We start from the raw sequence: 19,863 nt of genomic DNA, 5'->3' as shown, positions 1-19,863 counted from the left end.
GGATATAAGATCATGAAAAAGATGGCAGAAATTGCAATAATCATCGTGTTAGTCATCATCTTCACTTCACTGGGAGATGCACTCGGCGGTTCAATTTATGGCCGCGGCAGCTTTGGCGCAGTCTTTAGTGACTCACTTATCGCCATGGCATTATTAGGGGGGATGTCATTTGTGGCATACTTAATTGCACAAATCCCACCATTAGGTAAGTTACCTGTAATTTTCTGGGTATCTTTAATTGCTGCCGGTTTGTGTTCACCGTTATTCCCTTACGATAAAGAAATGATCGCAATGACAGGTAAAATATCACTTGCTGTTATTAGTACGACGGTACTTGCATTTGCCGGTCTTTCACTCGGTAAAGATATTGATAAATTTAAAGCTATTTCATGGCGTATCATCCCAGTTTCACTGGCGGTCTTTACGGGAACATTCTTATTCGCTGCACTTATTGGTCAAGTGACACTTTCATGGAGCGGCGTTATCTAACAAGAGGAAATATTTACCATGACAATGACCAAAGACCAATTGAAAGCCATCGTCTGCGAGACAATTGCATCCCATAAAGGGGATATAAAGAAATTAGCAGATGATATTTGGGCAGAGCCTGAGCTAGGCTACAAAGAAATCAAAACAGCAAAAAAAGTGGAAGCTGCATTTTCTGCGCTAGGCGTTAATTACCGAAACCAACTCGCATTAACAGGTGTTAAGGCGCGCCTTAAAGGTGGAAAAGGGAGTAAACATAGTATTGCTGTGATTGGTGAGCTCGATGCGATTATTTGTGCAGAACACCCAGAAGCCGATGATTTAACGGGTGCTGCCCATTGCTGTGGGCACAATGCCCAAATCGCTAATATGATGGCTGTGACTATTGGTCTGGTTAAGTCAGGTGCTATGCAATACCTCGCGGGAGACGTCGTTCCTTTCGCCGTTCCCGCTGAGGAGTATGTTGAACTGGCTTATCGTAATAAACTGATTGAACAAGGAAAAATTAGTTATATCGGCGGTAAGCCAGAGCTGATATCCCTTGGTGAATTTGATGATATCGATATGGCGATGCAAATTCATTTAACCAGTGTCAAACCAGAACGTGATACCGGTTTTATTGAAATATCGACCACCACCAATGGGTTTATTGGCAAGTTGATTAATTACAAAGGGAAAGCATCTCATGCTGCGGCAGCTCCTCACTTAGGTGTCAATGCCCTCAATGCCGCAATGATGGGGATTATGGGAGTGAATGCAATCCGCGAGACCTTCCAAGAAAAAGATTATATTCGTTTTCATCCAATCATCACGCAAGGCGGTGATTTGGTCAATGTCACCCCAAGTGATGTCCGTATGGAAAGTTATGTCCGAGCGTCAAATGTCCCTGCAATGATTGATGCGAATGAGCGTATTACTCGCGCATTGGTTGCTGGTGCAATGTCTGTCGGTGCAGAGGTAGAAGTCAAAGATTTACCGGGTTACCTCCCACTGTATAACAACGATACGTTGAACCATTTGTTGCAGCAAAATGCCCATGACTTGATTGGTGAAGAAAATGTTTGGGTTGCTGGGCACATGACGGGAAGCACGGATACAGGTGACTTATCACATATCATGCCAGTGAGTCACCCATGGATTGGCGCAATTCGTGGTGGTTTGCATGGTAAAGATTACGTTGTTTTTGATGATGATATGGCCTATATCCGCCCAGCTCAAATGATGGCAATGGCAATTATTGACCTGTTATTTGATGATGCATCCCAAGCTGATGAGATGTTAGCTGATTACACCCCATTAATGAGCAAAGAGGAATACCTCTCATTTATCGGCTCTTTTAAGAACTAATTATTAAAATATTCCCCTTATTGCTATGTTAATTATAATAAGGGGAATATGATTTTTTTAGCTTTTATCCCACCTTTAAAATTTTTTCTTCGCATTAATTTAATTTCTTTTTACATTCACCATCTCATTTAAAAAAAATTCTAAAATCATGCCAATCACCGCCCTACTTTAAATAAAAAATTTAACTTAAACCCTATTCAGGCTCGCTTTAAAATATAAATATCCTTAATATTAAAATTGAAAAATAAAATCATAACAAATTGATATAAAAGGATTTTAATTGAAATGATGATTTTTTATTATTATTTTAATAAATTACCATCCTTATTATTCATGAGCCATGCAATACTGATATGATATAAACACGATCTCCGTCACGCTCACTTTTTTAATATCCACGCTAAAATTGACCCTATAAATTGATAGATAAAAAATAACGAGTAGAAGTAGAAATCACCCTATTTCTGAATCTAGTTTTTAAAATACACATAAATTAAATGAGCGTGCTGTTCATTATTCCATGCTCACACCAGGGGCCCTTTAACAGCATTAAAAACGCTTTTGTATACGGGATAAAACGTAATGACCAATAAATACAATATCAGTGAAAAGCTCTTTGCTTTAGAAACATTTAGCAAAAAAACACGTCAGGATTTACATAAAATCCCTGAATTGTCTGGGCAGGAATTCAAAACCTCACAATATTGCCGTGAATTGATGGAAAGCTTTGGATATAACATTCGTTTATTCGAAGGCTACACAGGTTTTACCGCTGAATTGATTGTCGACCCAACAAAGCGCTTGATTGCCTATCGTACTGACATTGATGGCCTTGAAATGCCTGATTTAACGTGCAATGAGCACAGTTCTGTCCATGAAGGCTGCGCTCATAACTGTGGACATGATACCCACATGACCATCGCTTTAACGGCAGCGAAGTACCTCAGTGAAAACCGTTCTGAGCTCACCCATAACGTCCGCTTTATCTTCCAAATGGCAGAAGAAGATATGCGTGTGCCAGGTGCTAACAAAATGGTAGAAATGGGGTGTATGGAAGGAGTAAACGAAGTTTACGGCCTACACAATGATGCTGCATTTGAAACGGGTTATATTAAATTCAATTCTGGGGTTATGTCCTCATACGGCTCAGCGTGGACACTAGATGTCCACGGTGTTTCTGCTCACGGCTCAACCCCTCATAAAGGGTTAGATGCTATCCGCGAAGCAACGCGTATCATTGATTATATGGACTACATTGTTGCCAAAAAAACTGATCCTTTCAGCCCTGCCGTATTTGGTTGCGGCATGATTAACGGGGGAACCATCCCAAATGCGCTGGCGGATCATGTGCAAGCACGCGGAACGATCCGTTCAATGGATGAAGAAACGGACAAAATATTAAAAGCCAGCTTCCATGAAATTGTGGCTCGTAGTGAAGGCGGTGGGTTTAAAACAACACTGGAAGCCAGCGGATATCCTGCCGTTGTCAACCACCCACAAGCAGCCAAAGTGATTTATGATGCCGCTGCCGCCTTCTTACCGATTGAGCAAATTGATTCAAATGGTAAGCCAATGACTGGCAGTGAAGACTTCAGTTATATGATCAATGCCACTAAAGATAAACTCGGAGCCATGTACTTCTTAGGAAGTGGTAATCAAGCAAAAGGGATTAATAATTACTTACATGCTAACCCTTATTTTGTTGATGACGATTGTTTACTGATTGGCGCTCAAATTTTTATTAATATTGCCACTCGTTAGAATAAATATAATACACACAGTAATACTAAAGCCGAGTAAATTGAAGTGACCCCCAATAGTTGGACAATCAATTACTCGGCTTTTTTCTTAGTCATTCACTTATAAGTTACAATTCTGGCAATTCTCGGTATAACTGATCACGCTCGCTTTGTTCTGTCGGTACCCATTGACTCGGCTGATGAATATAATTCAAATCAAGGTGAGGTGCGTAATGAGAGATAAAATCATACATATAATCTTTTAAATGCATGTGCCGGTTAATACATACATGTGTATAACTTGGCTTTACTAAGTGGCTGATATCAATACAACATAATGCTTCGCTATCTTCCTCTGGGTCAAAAGCCACGGTTGAAATAATACCGACCCCAGCACCCCGTTTTACATAGTATTTAATTATTTCAGTATCTACGGCAGTTAAAACAACATTTGGCGTTAATTTATGTTGATAAAAGACTTGGTCGAGCTTTGAATGCCCTGTAAAACCAAAAACATAAGTAATTAGCGGGTAGCCTGCAAGGTCTTCAATCTTAAGCTGTTCACATTGAGCCAATGGGTGGTCATGTGGAACAATAATACTGCGAGACCATTGGTAACAAGGCATCACCAATAAATCATCATAAAGGTGCATAGACTCGGTCGCAATGGCAAAGTCCACATCGCCATTGTTTACCATCTCTGCAATCTGAGCAGGCGCACCTTGATGGAAATGCAAAGAAATATTGGGATAGCGTGCGTTAAAACGCTCAATCACTTGAGGCAATTTATAGCGGATCTGTGTGTGAGTTGTTGCAATATGCAGGTTTTGTTTTATCGTCGAGTCTTCATGAGACACGATACTTTTAATTTTATCGAACTGCGCAAGAATATCACACGCAACATGATGAACTTTTTCACCAATCGGGCTCAGCGACAATAAGTTATTATTTTTTCGATTGAATAATGAAACGTTTAACTCATCTTCCAATATTTTAAGTTGTTTACTGACAGTTGGCTGAGAGGTATACAATTTTTCAGCCGCATTGGTGATATTAAAATCACTCCTCACTACTTCAACAAAGCTTTTAAGCTGACTAATGTTCATTACTGGGGTATCCAATGTAAAATGGATTAAAAATAAGATTTAAAAAGTATAGCTGTAGCACAATATTTTTGTGCGATTATTATACCATAAGCAGCCAGCTAGAAGCATCCTTTTAGCATTGCTGAGTTAGCATTTACATTTTTCACAAGATCCCCAAATAATACCGTTTCTATTCGTCCCAAAAAACATAATACTGCTATAACCATAGCAATATATGTAAACTAAACATACTTTTTTATAAAACAGACAGATATTATAAATAAGCATAAGAGCTTATTTGTTGCCATCTTTTTTGATGTTTTCATCAAGTATAAACAGATTGTGTCTACATATGTTGATTTTTAATAGCTCCTTTCTCAAGAAGCTATTAAATTTAATATTCAACTTATAATGGGTAGCCAAGATCAGTTTCATGCCCCAAAAAGTAATTTAAGTCACATTCCAGTATATTTGCAAATATACATAAACGATAAATAGTGAAATTCTGTGTTCCTCTTTCATAGCGTGAAATTTGTTGTTGGCTCAAGCCTGATTTTTTCCCCAATGTACTCGCAGACCAACCTAAAAGAAGGCGGCGTTTGCGAACCTGCTGCCCAATAAAACTATTAGAAATTTCAGTGTTATATACGCTCATACGTACTGTCCTAATTATAACGACACTATTATTTTTAGTGTTGTAGCCTTAAAGTTTAACGCCCTGATATGCTATAAAAAAGCGTATTCGAGATTTACAACTTCCAATAAACTTATATTTCTCAAATAAAAAAACAATCATAAACTCATATAATAAAAGATATTAAACCATTATTATTAGATTAATTAACACACTATTATTTTTCTATATTAAAATTAACGATAATTAACGCTAAACTCTGCATTTACATTCACTTTACCGTTAGTGATATCACTCGTCTTAATTAATGCACCATTATATGTTAATAATTGTTCACTACTTGATGAATTAAAACGCCATGTCACTACTTTACCTGAAGGGTTCTGAACTTCCCCATTTGTTGATTTAATACGCAGTGCTATTCCTTTTGCTGAATCCTGGCTCGTAGAATCTAATGCAAAATAATCCGCATTAAAACTATCTGGGGTACCACTCATCGAAACATCAGCAACTGCGGTTGATTCACAATTTTGTAGTTTAATCGTAAATGGTTTCTCGGCTACAACACTTCCTGAAGGGTAACTCACCGGCACATTGACCCTTTTAAAATCAACAGTTTGATCTTTTGATCCGGTATCAACCTCGCATCCCATCAATTTTATTTTGCCTTTAATCTGAACAGAAGCATCCAAAGCCAGTGCCCCTGATGAAAAGAAGCTTATACCTGCAACTAAAACAGTTCCCCTGAATAAACGGCTTATGTTCATCCTCTCTCTCCCATATTAAATAGCTATTATTTATTGATACCCAATACTGATATCAATACTCGCTTGTGCGAGACCACCATCAACATTCCCTGTTTTATACAAAGTGGCTTCATATTCTAATGGCTGTGCCGTTGATGACCACTCAACAACTGTACCATCGGGTTTTTGCTTTTTATTCTTGTCCCCTTTTACGTTCACACCATAAACCAACCCTTGCGCACTGCCAGTGCCACTATTAATGGCAAAGTATTCAGAAAAGCCGGTATCAGCCTTACCAGACATACTCACAGAAACTTTATTAATTGTTCCCGCGCAATTAGATAATTTCAATGAAAATGGTTGAGTAACCAAGCCAGAAAGACCTGTTCCACTTTTCGTCGTTGTTACTGTTTTAAAATCGATTTCTTGATTCTTACCACTATTTCCAAATTCAACATCACACCCTGTAACAATTGCATTTCCAGTAAAATTTAACGATAAATCACTAGCTGATGAAAATAGAGGGCATAGCGAAAAAACTATGCCAAAAATATAACAATACCTATACGAATATAATTTCATAATCAGTCCAAATAATAATCGCAAATCAAAATTAACGAATAAAGATGCTAGTTCTTGAATTAATCATTGCCTTATAATATGCATATAAATTATTGAATCACTTCTATAGTAAAAGTAGATAAATTAAACTTTCTTTGTCGTTTTAAGAGAATAAAACGACAATGCCATCAGTTATTTTAAATATCTATAACACCATTCAATCTATTAATATTTTATTTATATGCTACGCTAACTTCGGCAACTGAACGAACATCCCCCCCGGTTATCGTATCTAACGTTTTAACTAGTTCAGCACGATAAGGTAAAGTCACGCTAGCCCCTGAAAGACTTCCCCAAACAACCGTATCACCGACTGGCTTCTGGACTTTTTCTCCACCAGTTGTTTTCGCAATAATCTTAACACCAACGCCTTTGGACATATTTGCACCTTTATCAATCGCAAACAGTTCTCCACCGGCGAAATCCGTATCAGCAGTACCTTTCATTGAAACATCAATGCCCTTCAAATCTGCACAATTTTGGAATTGCAGATTAAAATCTTTTTTAGCTATAGAGCTCCCTTTGACCGCATTTTTAACTACGGTAACATCTGAAAAGTCAACTAATTGGTCTTTACCTGTGCCTGTTGATATATCACAACCCGCCAATTTTATCGTTGCTTTTAATGTTAATGTTGCATCAGCCGCTTGTGCGCCTGAAATTAAAGCGATACCTGCCATAGCGCTTATTAGCGTTAATACAAAAGTTTTTTTCATTTATATAACCTTTGGTTCTATATTATTAGAAGTAATATTTTTAAATAAATAATTTATACTAATTATATTTCACAGTAACATTCACAAGCCCAGTAATTGCCCCTGCAGTTACTGCACCGGTTTTATATAATGTGGCTTTAAAAGGAATATTATTTGTTGCCGCTGTGTTTGCCCATAAAACCTCTTTTCCTGGTGACTGAACAGTTTTTGCTGTATCTGTTCCCTTAATGCCAACCGCTAAGCCACCGGCTTTCCCCGCACCTTCATCGATAGAATAGTAATCAGCAAATCCCGTCACAGCTTTGGTTGTATCCATCACTAAGCTGATATTCTTAAGGTTCACGCAATTGGTAAAATCTAAAGAAAAATCCACATCTTTTAAGGCCGAAGACCCTGTCCCACCAGCTGCCGCTTTCGCCAAATCCACAGTACCGAAAGCAATTGCTTTTGTTTTGCTACTAGCTGAAATATCGCACCCTGTTACTGTTACAGTACCACTAAAGTTCAACGTAATATCCGCTGCATGTGCTGCACCACTGACTGCAATCAATAATGATAAAGCACCCACTTTTTTCATTGTTGACCACGGGAAATTACGACTATTTTCCATTGCCTTACTCATAATAGTTATCTCCATTGTTATTATCTAAAGTCTAAACGCACAGTTACAATTGATGAATATTTACCAACCGCAGGGGCTAGACCAGTACTACTGAAAGGGTAAGTTTTGATAGTTACCGAACCATTTTGATTAGCATCTAATTGCAAAGGGAGTTTCCCAGTAGTCGGTGTTAAGCGACCATTAGGCCCTTCTATTGCAATAGCAATATCTTTATTATCCGTACTAAAGCCATCAGTAGTACTATTTGGGTCAGCAGCACCAATAAAACGCATATCTAAATTTGCATAAGCGTCCATATTTGAGCATTTTATGCTTAATGTTTTAGATTGCGGAACCATGCCTGAAGGCATTTCACCTTTACCCGCCTTCACAAAATTTTGTTGTGATGTATCATTAAAAGAGATTGATATATTCTGCCCAGCATCAATTTCACATGACTGTGGAGCAGTCACAGATACATTCAACCCAATTAGTGCAATAGGGGGGCCTGAAGTATTACTAATTAATGATGCCTTAAGGTAATATATATCTGAAATACTAAAAGAAACGTTCCCGACAAATGCTTTCTTTATATAAAGATCCATTTTCCCAGAGCCACCACTCGACACACTTGTAGTTAACCGAGCAGCATTGGAGCACATTTCTGGAGTATTGTTAGATATGGGGCCAAAAGGTACTCTATGATATTGCATCCCCCCAACATTAGCGTTCCAAATTGCCACTTCTGTTCTAATATCTAGGTATTCATTTACAGAGTACCAGCCTGGGGCATGTCCTTGAGTTATTCCTGCAGCATATTCCCCCCAATAATATGTTGAGTTAATCTGCGTATTTGCTGGAAAACAAAAACACTCTACCTTATAAATAAAACCATTCTCTTTCCAAGTAAACTGGGATAAAAGCTCTGTTCCTACTTTATTAAATGACGCACCGATATCCCCCTGAAGAGTGGCGGTATACCTTCCTGGCCCATCAGCATGTGGTCGACAAATACCATTATTAGCAAATGCACTATATGGAACTACCAGCAATGAAGAAGTTAATAAGCTGGAAGCTAACAATAACTTGGACATACGAGTGCTAAATAACTTTCTCATTATAATCCCCTAATTACTGGCATACGGCTTGAGTTTGAATAATGCCAATAGTATCTTTACTCTTTGAATTGACAGGTAGTTGGTAATTAACAAAGCAACTTTGTGCTGCCTGACGTCCCCATTTAACTTCCAGTTTGCCGCTTTCTGGTAACCCACTCATAAATAACTGTCCACCTTCTCCTACTATGGAGCTATTAACCGCTTTCCCGTTGTTTTGAACTAACTGTACAGATGCACCAAAAGGTATCACTGTGCCATTTTTATGTTTTAGTGTGATTAAAGCTCGGTACCCTATCTGAGTAATAAACTCAACTCTAGAAATCGCCCCTTTACTCGGCACAACACTCTTAGCACTTTCTTGTAATTCCACATTGTCACCCAATGTTTTTGTATCTAACTCAACATGGTTAAATCGATAGGCTTGAGCAAAAGGTAATACGGCATAACCCCGCCAGTCTGTTTTAACACCGGTATAGCCTGTAACATTGGTATTTGCAGCACCTGAAGCTTTCACTAAAATTGCAGTTTCATTAATTGGTTGGGAAAGTGTTACACCGTCCCCATGGATTAAAACACCACCTTCAACACCATAATTTAACTGCCGAGAATCTTTACTATAGTTATAACCAAAGTTCATATTACCGTAGCCGCCTCGGTAATTAAGACTTGCACTACCACCATTACCTTTCCCCTTAGTACCATAACTTTGTTGCACGTTATAACTTAGGTTATTGTCATCAAGTAATGTGCCTGATATCCCCGCTTGGTGAGTTGTTGGCCCATGGCGCTGGCTAACCATATTGTAGGTTGCCCATGTGTTAGGTAATAATGCAGAGAGCGGAAATGAGCCATTGAAGCTGAATATTTGGTCTGTCTCTCTTTGGTTTGGATATGTTGCTCGACTATATGAAATACCGTAATTTAAAGGACCCCAGCTATTGTTATAACCTACTTGCAATCGAGTTTGCTTACCTTGCCCTTTCCAGAAATCTTGTCGGTTAGCAGAAAAATAGATAGACCCTAAGTCTTTACCTAGCTGCTGTGTTAATGTTCCTTCAAGGCGATAACGTCGGTGATAAGAATAGCGGCTATCATCTGCGAGATCCCAATCTTGATATCGACGCTCAACGGCTTCTTGGAAGGTATAAAACCCTTCCGTTGAGTAACGGTATCCTAATAAACGAAAGTCCGTTCCCGTATTTGCAAAAGATTTAGAGTACAGTAAGCGATAAGATTGGCCTGTAGAACCATTACCATATCGTGTTACATCTTCACTATGAGCTGTCGTAATATCAAAAGAATATGCACCAAAATCGCCAATATTCTGACCAATCCCTAGTACCAGAGAACGGTAGCGTTCTGCAACTTGCACACCACTATAAGCGGTCAAGCTATTTAGGATCCCCCAAACAAGTGAGCCCTGCGTTATAAATGGTCGCTGGCTACTGTGGCCATTACGATATTGCCCCGCTGAAAATGCGTACTTAATTTGCCCTTGACGACGCAAAACAGGCACACTCGCAAAGGGTTGAATAAAGCTCTGGATTGTTCCATCCGACTCTTTTATTTCTACTTCAAGGTCGCCACTCGCGGCGGTTGGATACAAATCAGTGATAGCAAATGGGCCAGGAGCCACATAGCTCTGGTAAACGGTATATCCGTTTTGCTTAATCGTCACCGTCGCATTAGTACGCGCAATCCCACGCACCACGGGTGCATAGCCCTTCAGGCTATCCGCTAGCATGTCATCATCGGTACCGATTTGTGCACCACGAATCTGTACACTGTCGAAAATATCGCCAGGTGTATAGGTATCACCCATAATTATTTGCGACTTCAACTGAACAATATACCGCTGGAGATAGGTATTAATATTTCTCCAACTATTATTACCATTACTACTGTTCCACGTTGAATAATTGCGTAAGCGCCATGCCCCCACGTTAAGCCCAGAACGTAAACTCAAAAAATAGCTATCACTCGACTTATCACTAATATGACTGCCTGTGTTCGTCGAGTTACTCCCTGTAAAGCTATAGTTTGTTAGTAGTGCGGGGATCCCTTCATCCCACATTGACGGATCAATCGTTCCCTTTGCTAAATTGGTCAAAGATGCTTGTGGAAAGCTTAAATACAATCTCTGTTGATTAAAATCAAAATGAGATGATGCATAAGGGATAATTTTCTCAAAAGCCGAGAATGGCTTGCATTGAACGGGATCCTTTCCATATTGTGCTAACTGTGGAAAAGCTTCAACACGTACACCGTAAGCTTCTAGTTGCTCATATGAAATGCAAGGCTCAAGTGCTACGCTATCAGATGAATAGCTTGCTTTATTCTCTCTGGTACTGAATTTTATATTCTGTTTCGCTACTGATTGTTCATTAACATAAATATCAACCAAATACTCACCAGGCAATTGGTCTATATCACCTTTTGATAATAAAGAAAAATCCGCAACGCTATTACTATTAATATTTTCTAAAAATTGAGAGTTAAACAATTCTTTGGCTAAAACAGGATAGGCGCTAAATATTCCCAATGTAATGCAAGAGAAGGCCAAAAGTTTTTTTCTATATCGTATTTTGTTCATTCCCTCGTTCCCTCTAATAAATATATTGCGCAAAAAATTTCCATAAAAATTTAATAATAAAATGCATTAAACGATATTATTTTATTTAATATTTTGCTTGTTTATTGAAGTATTGCTTTTTGCAATTCAGAAGTGCCGCCATAATCATTAATAGTTGTAAATACTATCTGAGCACCTATATTTACTTTTGATGGTAGTTTATAGCTAGTACTGCTCATCGGGAGGACAAGGTCGACTTTATCTATTTCACTACCATTCACTTTCACTTCACTTAATGTGACAGAAAAAGGTGTATTATTAACTATACGCAAGCTATCACCCTCTTTTTTCCATACTAGAGCCTTATAGGAATCCATTGGGTTACCTTTCAAACCAGCAGGTCTATAGAATAATTTCATTCTAGTTTTAATTGCTAGTTGTAAAGTATTAGCACTTTCTTCAGCTGGAGCAGGTGGAATAGCTTTTACATTGACATAATAAACCGATTCGCGATCTTCAGGTAAATTTCCGCCAGCACGTACAATACGCAACATATTTTCTTTAACAGGGTCTAGTTTAAAAAGTGGCGGTGTTATAATAAATGGAGTCTTATTATTCCCTGAGGCATCTTCAACCCAAGACTGGACTAAATAAGTACTTTTATCATTATTATTTTTTAAACTAAGATTAGCTTCTTTCTTTGAGCCATCAAATACAACACGGGTGGCACCAACAACAACACCACCAGCAGCATAAATAGAGAAACTAAAACACATGAGTAAAAAAACAAGTATTAACTTATTAATAAAAAGGCTATTAAGAATCATTACATCCCCTTCGAACAAAAAGCAGGCCACCAACATAGTGGCCTGAAGGAAATTCAATATTATTTATATGTCAGGTTGAAGTCTGCTGTTGCATTAGCAGAACCCGCTTTCACATCTTTCTTAGTAGAAACATAAGCTGCTGAGAAATAAAGAGTATTTGAACCAACTTGTAATGCAGTATCAGCTGTTTCTGTACCTAAAGCCAATTTTTTACCTTTGCTGTCATAAATTGCAATACCAACGTTTTCAGCTGCACCTTGGCCGCCATCAAGTGCTAAAAGTGTTGCATCATCCCCGTTAGTTTGGCCAGCGAATGAAACTGAAACATTCTTAAATTGAGTTACATCACAAGTCAGCAAGCTGATTTGGAATTTTTTATCCGCTGATTTAGCTCCTGCATCTGCGAATGTAGCTGTTTTAACTTGAGCCATTTGAACAGTTTGGTCCCAAGAGTTCTGTGCTACCTCACATGGTGCAGTCACGATATCACCTACGAATTTAACTGTACCGTCTTTAGCATTAGCAACTTGACCAACACAAAGCGCAGCAAAAATAGCAGTAGCAATAATCTTTTTCATTTCTAATTCCTTTTTTACTGAATCAATATATAACCCAGTGTTAAAATATTTAATTTATTAATATATTATGGTTATCACTACCACATTAATTCCCATTAATGTCTGTGGTACCTGTTTAATCCATTAACTTATTAATCCTTATGCTATTAATCTGTCAAATAGAAATAGCTAGGTACACTCTATGTAGTGAAATAGAGAAAAACATAGTTTCGTAAAGTTAGTTTCCATGATCGTCATTATCTATTAAAATTATATCATTCACCTCCTAGGTTTAGTTTAGGCTAATCTAATTATTAAGAATTGAAGGCTCTATTGTATTTTCCATAAAACAGTAGAGACATCTGAACACAGCCACAGTGCATAGGTGTATTTTGAGAGGAATAGCCATAAAATGTAATAAGACAAAAAAGCAATTTATGTAAGTTAATTATTAAATTTATGACAGATAAATATTACAAAAATATACATTGCAGCAAATTCAAACGCTCATTAAACTAATAAAAAAAACAATTAATTTTTCATTTGGCACCTGCACCTATGTTCATCGCGCTTTAATTTACTAGCCAGAAAGGGAAAAATATGAAAACAGTACTGATAGTCGATGACCATCCAGTAGCACGGCTTGCTGTAAGAATACTATTAGAAAAAGATGACATGACCATTGTAGGAGAAACCGCTGATGGCCATGAAGCTATCCAACTTGCTAAAACTCTCTCTCCCGACTTAATCATGATAGATATAGATATCCCATCACTTAATGGGATTGATGTCATGCAGCGATTGCGTAAAAATAACTACACGGGAGGGCTTCTTGTGTTATCTGCAAAAGATGATGACCATTACATTCGTCGCTGTGCAAGTGTCGGTGCCAGTGGTTTTATTAGCAAACGCAATAACTTAACGGAACTACATGTCGCAATTCATGCGATTAGAAATGGATATGGCTACTTTCCACTTAATCTGAATAAAATGGATGCTTCCCCTAGTAATCATCTTAATGACAAACAAAAAATCGCCGAGCTCTCCACAAAAGAACTACAAGTCTTACATTTACTGGCTAAAGGGATGAAAAGCATTAACATTGCACAACAAATGCGCATCAGCGATAAAACTGTTAGCACTTATAAAAGACGACTAATGCTTAAATTAGATCTTCATAATATTGCAGAGCTATACGACTTTATTCAACGCAATAATTTGGATTAATATATCGATGCGTAACCTAATCCTAATAGTTTGCTTGCTTATTGGTCTGTTTCCTTGCTCATTTTCTGCATTCCAACCTTATGAAGTCAGACTTTATAGCCAAATTGAAATCCTCCCATCAAAATTTGAATTAAGTGATTATGATTGGAGATGGCTAGGAGAAAAACAAGAATTAGCGATTGGTGTCTACGCTCCTAATAACCCCCCCTTTGATTTAGTATTAGAATCAGGAATTTATAAAGGGATTTCTGCAGATAGCATTATGACCATCATGCGTAACTTAGGTTTGCGTTTCAAAATCATCTACTATCCCGATAGAGATATGGCATTACAGGGCCTGCTCAGTGGTAAGATAGATATGTTAGCTGATGATGGTAAAAGGCAAAGAAACGAGAGCTATGGTTTTCTCAAAAGCGCTCCATATATTCCTGATTATCCTGTACTTATTTCACGAAAAGCGGCAATGTCCAACAAGCATCCCATACCTCATGGTGCTCGTATTGCTACAGTTCAAGGCTATCCAAGCAATGAATGGATCAAAAAATATTTTCCTGATGCTAAAATTGAACGTTTTCCTTTACCGCAAAATGCGTTATCTTCCGTCGCATTTGGTGAAAATGATTATTTCCTAGGCAGAATGATCGTGGCTAATTTTTTACTTGAACGCCACTATGCAACAACATTATCCACTGCTGAGATTTTCTCTAATGAAAATATTGGCCCAGTCTTTCTCTTCCATCCTAAAAATGCGCAATTAAAGCGTACTGTGGATATCATTTTAAGCTCAATATCATTAGCTCAGCATGATATTATTTTCCATCATTGGAGTTCAAAACCCGATTTATGGGCACTAAAACAATCTGTGGTATTCACACAAAAGGAAATAGATTGGCTAAAACAACACAACGAGTTAAAGGTCGTCATTAATTCACTAAATGCCCCCTTCACATTTTTTGACTCACAAAAACAATTTCATGGCCTTTCTGCAGATATACTTAATCTCATCCATTTCAAAACAAATATTAATTTTAAAGTCATTGAAGCAAGCTCTGAAAAAGATGAGATTGCTTTATTGAAAAAAAATAAAGGGGATTTCATTGCTTCAATTACAAAAAATTCAAAAAATGATAAAGAATTACTATTTACTCGTCCTTATGTTCTCCCCCCATTTGTTTTAATTGTTAGAGACACGCCATTAGCACATAAAAAAATTGCTCAGACAGCAAAACTTGCGATTACCCCTGATAATGCAATTCACGACTGGCTAACAAAAAACTATCCTCAAGTGGAATTAATTGAAGCTCAAGATACCTATACTGCTTTGCAAATGGTCAATGAAGGAAAAGTAGATGGTACCATCGAGAATCTTATCAGCGCTCACTATATGATTGACCGATATTTTCGTAGTCGATTAAAAATCAGCGAACAATTAAGCGAGGATACAGCTTATATATCGTTTGCCGTAGGACGTGACCAGCCTGAGTTATATAGCATATTAGATAAAGCGATTGCATCTATTCCGCCGAGAGATATATCAGTATTAACTAATAAATGGCTAGGCTCACCAGATGTTAAAATGGATACATGGACAGTATACCGCACCGAGTTCTACACATTAGCTTGCATTGCCACTATTCTTATTATTACCTCTTTAATATGGAATTATTATTTACATCGTGAAATTCGATTAAGAAAATATACACAAAAACGCTTACAAGAACAGGCTATATTCTTAGAAACTCTTTATAATGGTACTCCTGTTCCTATTTATGTCATTGATAAAAGCGGAACGATAATAAATAGTAATTCAGCATGGGAGAGTTTTTTCAGCCCTGATAATGAAAACATAAAACAACTTTCATTGACATCACAACAACACCCGCTATCGACAATTTATCAAGAATTGCATTCTCTTTTCGATGAGCCTAATAGGCTAGTTTCTCCGCCTAAACGTTATCAAATAAAAAATAGAATGGGTGAAAGGGTCATAGTGCATCAAGCCGTCGCATATAGAGACAATCAAGGCAATATCTCTGGCCTTATATGTAGTTGGCAAGATATAACTGAACATGAACAGCTCCTTATCGAGCTCTCTAGTGCTCGCCAACGCGCAGAACATGCAAGCCAAACAAAAAGCAATTTCCTTGCTATCATGAGCCATGAAATTCGTACCCATATCAGCGCAATTATTGGGTTATTAGAATTAGCCGCCACGAATAAAAATCAGCAAGATGATATAACAGAATCAATTCAAATACCGTATGAGTCCGCATTATCATTGATGGGACTTATAGGCGATATTTTAGATATGGCAAAAATTGAATCAGGAAAACTGGAACTCGTTCCTGAGTGGGTAAAAAGTAATGAATTAGCAACTCCCGTTGTCCGTTTGTTTGAAGGATTAGCTAAACAAAAAGGTATTTCTCTACATTATCATCTTAATGCAATCCATCCTGATGAAATATATATTGACGTTTTTCGACTACGTCAGGTTATTTCCAATCTACTTAACAACGCAATTAAGTTTACTTCAGAAGGAACTATTGAAGTTATCATTAATTATCTCCCACAGAACCATGAACAAAATATTTTAAGGATCATTATTTCTGATACAGGAATGGGAATTGAAGAGAACAGACAAGAATTGATTTTCTCCCCCTATACCCAAGCTGAATCAAGCAGTAAACATAAAGGAACAGGTCTTGGCTTAGCTATTTGTAAGCAACTTATATCCATGATGAATGGGACTATTACCTTATACAGCCAATTAGGGCATGGCACTCAATTTTTAATAGATATCCCCGTCAAGCATCGTAAAAACACTAGAGTTTCGCTTCCGACACTTTATAAGACCACAAAAAATAATAAACGCTTACGAATACTTGCCGTTGATGACCATCCTGCAAATCGCCTGCTATTAGTACGTCAATTAACAAGATTTGGTCATCATGTCACTGAAGCAAAGAGCGGGAAACAAGCCCTCGAATTATGGAAAAAAAATGCAATAGACATCGTAATTACCGATTGTAATATGCCTGATATTGATGGGTTAGAATTAACTCGGCAACTACGGGAAATATCCCCCCAAACTCTAATTATTATTGGATTAACTGCAGATGCTAGGCAAGAAGAACGCCAACGCTGTATAGAGGCGGGTATGGATGACTGTCTATTTAAACCTTTACGTCTATCTCAGATTGAAGCCCTGCTATTACGCTGCACCCTTCAACAAATAGAAGAAGATACAGAAGAGCCCATTCCACCAATGTTAAATAGTTTAATTAATTTAGATGCATTAATGCAGTTGACTCAAGATGACCAACAGCTATTAAATAAATTACTTCAAACGAGTCTTCAAGAAAATATAGAAGATATACAACAAGCAGAACGCTTATTCGAAAAACAAGACTGGCTTAATTTAGCGCATTATTGCCATCGTTTAGAAGGTTCTAGCCAAATTATTGGTGCTAAAAAAATCGCATTAGAATGTAAATTACTAGAAGAGTACTTCCTTACTGGTAATACATCTGATGAAGTAATATTACAATTTAACCAAACAATGCGATCAATCAAAACCTTAAACCAAGCTATTGAAATATATATCACTATGCCGCTTCAGCGCTAGATTTCCATGAGATTATTAGCAAGAAAATAGGGAACCGATAGCTAACGTGAATAATAGTTAGTTGTATTGTGTTCCCTAGAACAAGTTTTATTTAATTACATAGATAAAACACTCAACTTTCTTAGATTTTAAACTAATTAACCTCATTCTTTTTTGTGTTTTACATGGTGATTACTAATCACTATTTGACCATCTTCCTTGATGAAATCACTTGTAAGAGGTTGAGGCAAAATATCTAACACAACTTCAGAAGGCCGACACAACTTTACGCCTAACGGCGTGACGACAATTGGCCTATTAATCAATATTGGGTATTGCAACATAAAATCAATAATTTGGTCATCAGTATAGCTATCTTGTTCTAAATTTAATTGCTCATACGGCTCAACATTTTTTCGTAATAATGCCCTTACCGTAATTTTCATATCGGCAATAAGTTTTATTAACACATCTTTAGTTGGTGGCGTTTCTAGATAATAAATAATCGTCGGCTCAACCCCACTATTACGGATCATGGCTAGGGTATTGCGCGAAGTACCGCAATTGGGGTTATGGTAGATGGTAATCTCATTCATTGGGTTACCTTTAATTTAACAGTGAAAGTCGAAGCACTAACGCAACGAGTGTGATAATGAGTACAGGGATAGTCATGATAATCCCTGCTTTGAAATAATATCCCCATGTAATGGTCATGTTCTTTTGTGATAAAACATGCAGCCATAACAATGTCGCCAAACTCCCTATTGGGGTGATTTTAGGACCTAAATCTGCACCAATCACATTGGCGTAAATCATCGCTTGTTGAATTAACCCTGTCGCTTCACTCCCTTCAATGGATAGAGCCCCAATTAATACCGTGGGCATGTTATTCATTATGGATGATAAAAATGCCGTAATAAATCCAGTGCCTAGCGTTGCTACCCATAGTCCTTTATCAGCAAGATAATTGAGCGTTTCAGAAAGATAATCGGTTAGCCCTGCATTTCTTAAACCATAAACAACCAAATACATACCTAGGGAAAAAATGACGATTTGCCACGGCGCACCACGTAATACTTTTTTGGTATTAATCGTATGGCCTCTGGCCGCAATCACCCAAAGAATTAAGGCGCCAATAGCGGCAATCGCACTAATCGGAATACCTAAAGGCTCTAAGACAAAAAAACCAACAAGTAATAACACTAATACAAGCCAACCTGCTTTAAACGTCGTTATGTCTTTAATAGCTAAAGCAGGTGCACTCAATTTAGTGGCATCATATTGCTTAGGAATATCTTTACGGAAAAACCAATGCAACGTCACGAGCGTTGCGATAATTGCTGCAATATCCACTGGCACCATAATTGATGCATATTCCGTAAATCCAATATTAAAGAAGTCCGCAGAAACGATATTCACGAGGTTCGAAACAATCAGCGGCAAGCTCGCTGTGTCTGCGATAAACCCAGCAGCCATAACAAATGCCAATGTCGTACCTTTGTTGAAACCAAGTGCCAATAACATCGCAATCACAATGGGCGTTAATATCAATGCTGCACCATCGTTGGCAAATAAAGCCGCCACCGTTGCACCAAGTAGCACGATATAACTGAATAGTAATCTTCCTTTACCCCCGCCCCACTTAGCAACATGTAATGCCGCCCATTCGAAGAAACCACTTTCATCTAAAAGTAGGCTAATAATAATTACTGCAACAAATGTCGCAGTGGCATTCCACACAATATTCCAAACTATCGGGATATCTTGAAAACTGATCACACCAAAGATCAGTGCCAATACAGCCCCTACTGTAGCACTCCAGCCAATACCCAGTCCTTTGGGCTGCCAAATAACAAAGGTGATCGTTAAAATAAAAATGAATGCGGCAATAAACATAACAACCTCATTTAAAAGGTGCTTTCGTGCACCTTTTACTCCTCTAAAATAAGCCTTATCGACTATATGTATTTAATACTTATTGAA

Annotated in this window: 17 protein-coding genes; 5 read left to right on the top strand and 12 right to left on the bottom strand. The window is 37.8% G+C overall.

What is annotated here, in order from left to right; translation table 11 throughout:
* Positions 1-12 precede the first annotated feature (12 nt).
* The 3 genes from PR834_RS03925 to PR834_RS03915 all read left to right on the top strand — a co-directional run bounded on the left by PR834_RS03925 (position 13) and on the right by PR834_RS03915 (position 3,594).
* Positions 13-489, top strand: coding sequence for a hypothetical protein (locus tag PR834_RS03925; protein ID WP_004262394.1), 477 nt, complete (start codon positions 13-15; stop codon positions 487-489).
* Between the two features lie 18 nt (positions 490-507).
* A complete protein-coding gene (locus PR834_RS03920) occupies positions 508-1,833 on the top strand; it encodes an amidohydrolase (RefSeq protein WP_164564855.1) in 1,326 nt (441 codons plus the stop codon).
* A 582-nt stretch (positions 1,834-2,415) separates the two neighbouring features.
* Complete coding sequence (locus tag PR834_RS03915) at positions 2,416-3,594, top strand: M20 metallopeptidase family protein (protein ID WP_272536454.1); 1,179 nt, start codon at positions 2,416-2,418, stop codon at positions 3,592-3,594.
* 106 nt (positions 3,595-3,700) lie between these two features.
* Here the strand turns inward: PR834_RS03915 and PR834_RS03910 are convergent, their stop codons facing one another.
* The 10 genes from PR834_RS03910 to PR834_RS03865 form a co-directional block, all read right to left on the bottom strand.
* The gene (locus PR834_RS03910) at positions 3,701-4,678 is read right to left on the bottom strand and encodes a LysR substrate-binding domain-containing protein (protein ID WP_272536453.1); all 978 of its coding nucleotides are present in this window, start codon (positions 4,676-4,678) and stop codon (positions 3,701-3,703) included.
* Positions 4,679-5,063: 385 nt separating this feature from the next.
* The gene (locus PR834_RS03905) at positions 5,064-5,312 is read right to left on the bottom strand and encodes a helix-turn-helix domain-containing protein (protein ID WP_004262407.1); all 249 of its coding nucleotides are present in this window, start codon (positions 5,310-5,312) and stop codon (positions 5,064-5,066) included.
* Between the two features lie 215 nt (positions 5,313-5,527).
* Entirely contained in the window at positions 5,528-6,058 is a 531-nt protein-coding gene (locus tag PR834_RS03900) for a fimbrial protein (protein WP_110592208.1), read from the bottom strand.
* 30 nt (positions 6,059-6,088) lie between these two features.
* Positions 6,089-6,619 carry a fimbrial protein gene (locus PR834_RS03895; protein WP_136134009.1) on the bottom strand — a complete coding sequence of 177 codons (531 nt, stop codon included), beginning with the start codon at positions 6,617-6,619 and terminating at the stop codon, positions 6,089-6,091.
* Positions 6,620-6,831: 212 nt separating this feature from the next.
* Positions 6,832-7,374, bottom strand: coding sequence for a fimbrial protein (locus PR834_RS03890; RefSeq protein WP_004262414.1), 543 nt, complete (start codon positions 7,372-7,374; stop codon positions 6,832-6,834).
* A 58-nt stretch (positions 7,375-7,432) separates the two neighbouring features.
* Positions 7,433-7,996: a fimbrial protein gene (locus tag PR834_RS03885; protein ID WP_272524929.1), complete on the bottom strand. Its 564-nt coding sequence runs from the start codon at positions 7,994-7,996 to the stop codon at positions 7,433-7,435.
* Between the two features lie 20 nt (positions 7,997-8,016).
* Positions 8,017-9,093, bottom strand: coding sequence for a fimbrial protein (locus PR834_RS03880; RefSeq protein ID WP_136134008.1), 1,077 nt, complete (start codon positions 9,091-9,093; stop codon positions 8,017-8,019).
* Between the two features lie 13 nt (positions 9,094-9,106).
* Complete coding sequence (locus PR834_RS03875; RefSeq protein ID WP_262960543.1) at positions 9,107-11,686, bottom strand: fimbria/pilus outer membrane usher protein; 2,580 nt, start codon at positions 11,684-11,686, stop codon at positions 9,107-9,109.
* 101 nt (positions 11,687-11,787) lie between these two features.
* Entirely contained in the window at positions 11,788-12,492 is a 705-nt protein-coding gene (locus PR834_RS03870) for a fimbrial biogenesis chaperone (RefSeq protein WP_136134006.1), read from the bottom strand.
* 59 nt (positions 12,493-12,551) lie between these two features.
* Positions 12,552-13,070: a fimbrial protein gene (locus tag PR834_RS03865; RefSeq protein WP_272536452.1), complete on the bottom strand. Its 519-nt coding sequence runs from the start codon at positions 13,068-13,070 to the stop codon at positions 12,552-12,554.
* 579 nt (positions 13,071-13,649) lie between these two features.
* Here PR834_RS03865 and PR834_RS03860 point away from each other — a divergent pair.
* Positions 13,650-14,276, top strand: a complete 627-nt coding sequence (locus tag PR834_RS03860; protein ID WP_004262426.1) for a response regulator — start codon at positions 13,650-13,652, stop codon at positions 14,274-14,276.
* A gap of 7 nt (positions 14,277-14,283) precedes the next feature.
* Positions 14,284-17,901, top strand: coding sequence for a response regulator (locus PR834_RS03855; RefSeq protein WP_272536451.1), 3,618 nt, complete (start codon positions 14,284-14,286; stop codon positions 17,899-17,901).
* Between the two features lie 143 nt (positions 17,902-18,044).
* On the opposite strand, the gene arsC is transcribed toward PR834_RS03855, so the two are convergent.
* Positions 18,045-18,476, bottom strand: coding sequence for a glutaredoxin-dependent arsenate reductase (gene arsC / locus PR834_RS03850; RefSeq protein WP_272536450.1), 432 nt, complete (start codon positions 18,474-18,476; stop codon positions 18,045-18,047).
* 10 nt (positions 18,477-18,486) lie between these two features.
* The gene (locus tag PR834_RS03845; protein ID WP_110592217.1) at positions 18,487-19,776 is read right to left on the bottom strand and encodes an arsenic transporter; all 1,290 of its coding nucleotides are present in this window, start codon (positions 19,774-19,776) and stop codon (positions 18,487-18,489) included.
* Between the last annotated feature and the right edge of the window lie 87 nt (positions 19,777-19,863).

It is taken from the genome of Providencia sp. PROV182, from assembly GCF_028480325.1.
GTDB classification, from domain to species: domain Bacteria; phylum Pseudomonadota; class Gammaproteobacteria; order Enterobacterales; family Enterobacteriaceae; genus Providencia; species Providencia hangzhouensis.
The sequence above is the reverse complement of the archived record's forward strand: the minus strand, read 5'-3'. Positions and strand labels throughout refer to the sequence as shown.

Excerpts from the sequence above, each read along its gene's own strand:
- PR834_RS03925 (WP_004262394.1), top strand. The coding sequence starts at position 13 with ATGAAAAAGATGGCAGAAATTGCAATAATCATCGTGTTAGTCATCATC.
- PR834_RS03920 (WP_164564855.1), top strand. The coding sequence starts at position 508 with ATGACAATGACCAAAGACCAATTGAAAGCCATCGTCTGCGAGACAATT.
- PR834_RS03915 (WP_272536454.1), top strand. The coding sequence starts at position 2,416 with ATGACCAATAAATACAATATCAGTGAAAAGCTCTTTGCTTTAGAAACA.
- PR834_RS03910 (WP_272536453.1), bottom strand. The coding sequence starts at position 4,678 with ATGAACATTAGTCAGCTTAAAAGCTTTGTTGAAGTAGTGAGGAGTGAT.
- PR834_RS03905 (WP_004262407.1), bottom strand. The coding sequence starts at position 5,312 with ATGAGCGTATATAACACTGAAATTTCTAATAGTTTTATTGGGCAGCAG.
- PR834_RS03900 (WP_110592208.1), bottom strand. The coding sequence starts at position 6,058 with ATGAACATAAGCCGTTTATTCAGGGGAACTGTTTTAGTTGCAGGTATA.
- PR834_RS03895 (WP_136134009.1), bottom strand. The coding sequence starts at position 6,619 with ATGAAATTATATTCGTATAGGTATTGTTATATTTTTGGCATAGTTTTT.
- PR834_RS03890 (WP_004262414.1), bottom strand. The coding sequence starts at position 7,374 with ATGAAAAAAACTTTTGTATTAACGCTAATAAGCGCTATGGCAGGTATC.
- PR834_RS03885 (WP_272524929.1), bottom strand. The coding sequence starts at position 7,996 with ATGAGTAAGGCAATGGAAAATAGTCGTAATTTCCCGTGGTCAACAATG.
- PR834_RS03880 (WP_136134008.1), bottom strand. The coding sequence starts at position 9,093 with ATGAGAAAGTTATTTAGCACTCGTATGTCCAAGTTATTGTTAGCTTCC.
- PR834_RS03875 (WP_262960543.1), bottom strand. The coding sequence starts at position 11,686 with ATGAACAAAATACGATATAGAAAAAAACTTTTGGCCTTCTCTTGCATT.
- PR834_RS03870 (WP_136134006.1), bottom strand. The coding sequence starts at position 12,492 with ATGATTCTTAATAGCCTTTTTATTAATAAGTTAATACTTGTTTTTTTA.
- PR834_RS03865 (WP_272536452.1), bottom strand. The coding sequence starts at position 13,070 with ATGAAAAAGATTATTGCTACTGCTATTTTTGCTGCGCTTTGTGTTGGT.
- PR834_RS03860 (WP_004262426.1), top strand. The coding sequence starts at position 13,650 with ATGAAAACAGTACTGATAGTCGATGACCATCCAGTAGCACGGCTTGCT.
- PR834_RS03855 (WP_272536451.1), top strand. The coding sequence starts at position 14,284 with ATGCGTAACCTAATCCTAATAGTTTGCTTGCTTATTGGTCTGTTTCCT.
- arsC (WP_272536450.1), bottom strand. The coding sequence starts at position 18,476 with ATGAATGAGATTACCATCTACCATAACCCCAATTGCGGTACTTCGCGC.
- PR834_RS03845 (WP_110592217.1), bottom strand. The coding sequence starts at position 19,776 with ATGTTTATTGCCGCATTCATTTTTATTTTAACGATCACCTTTGTTATT.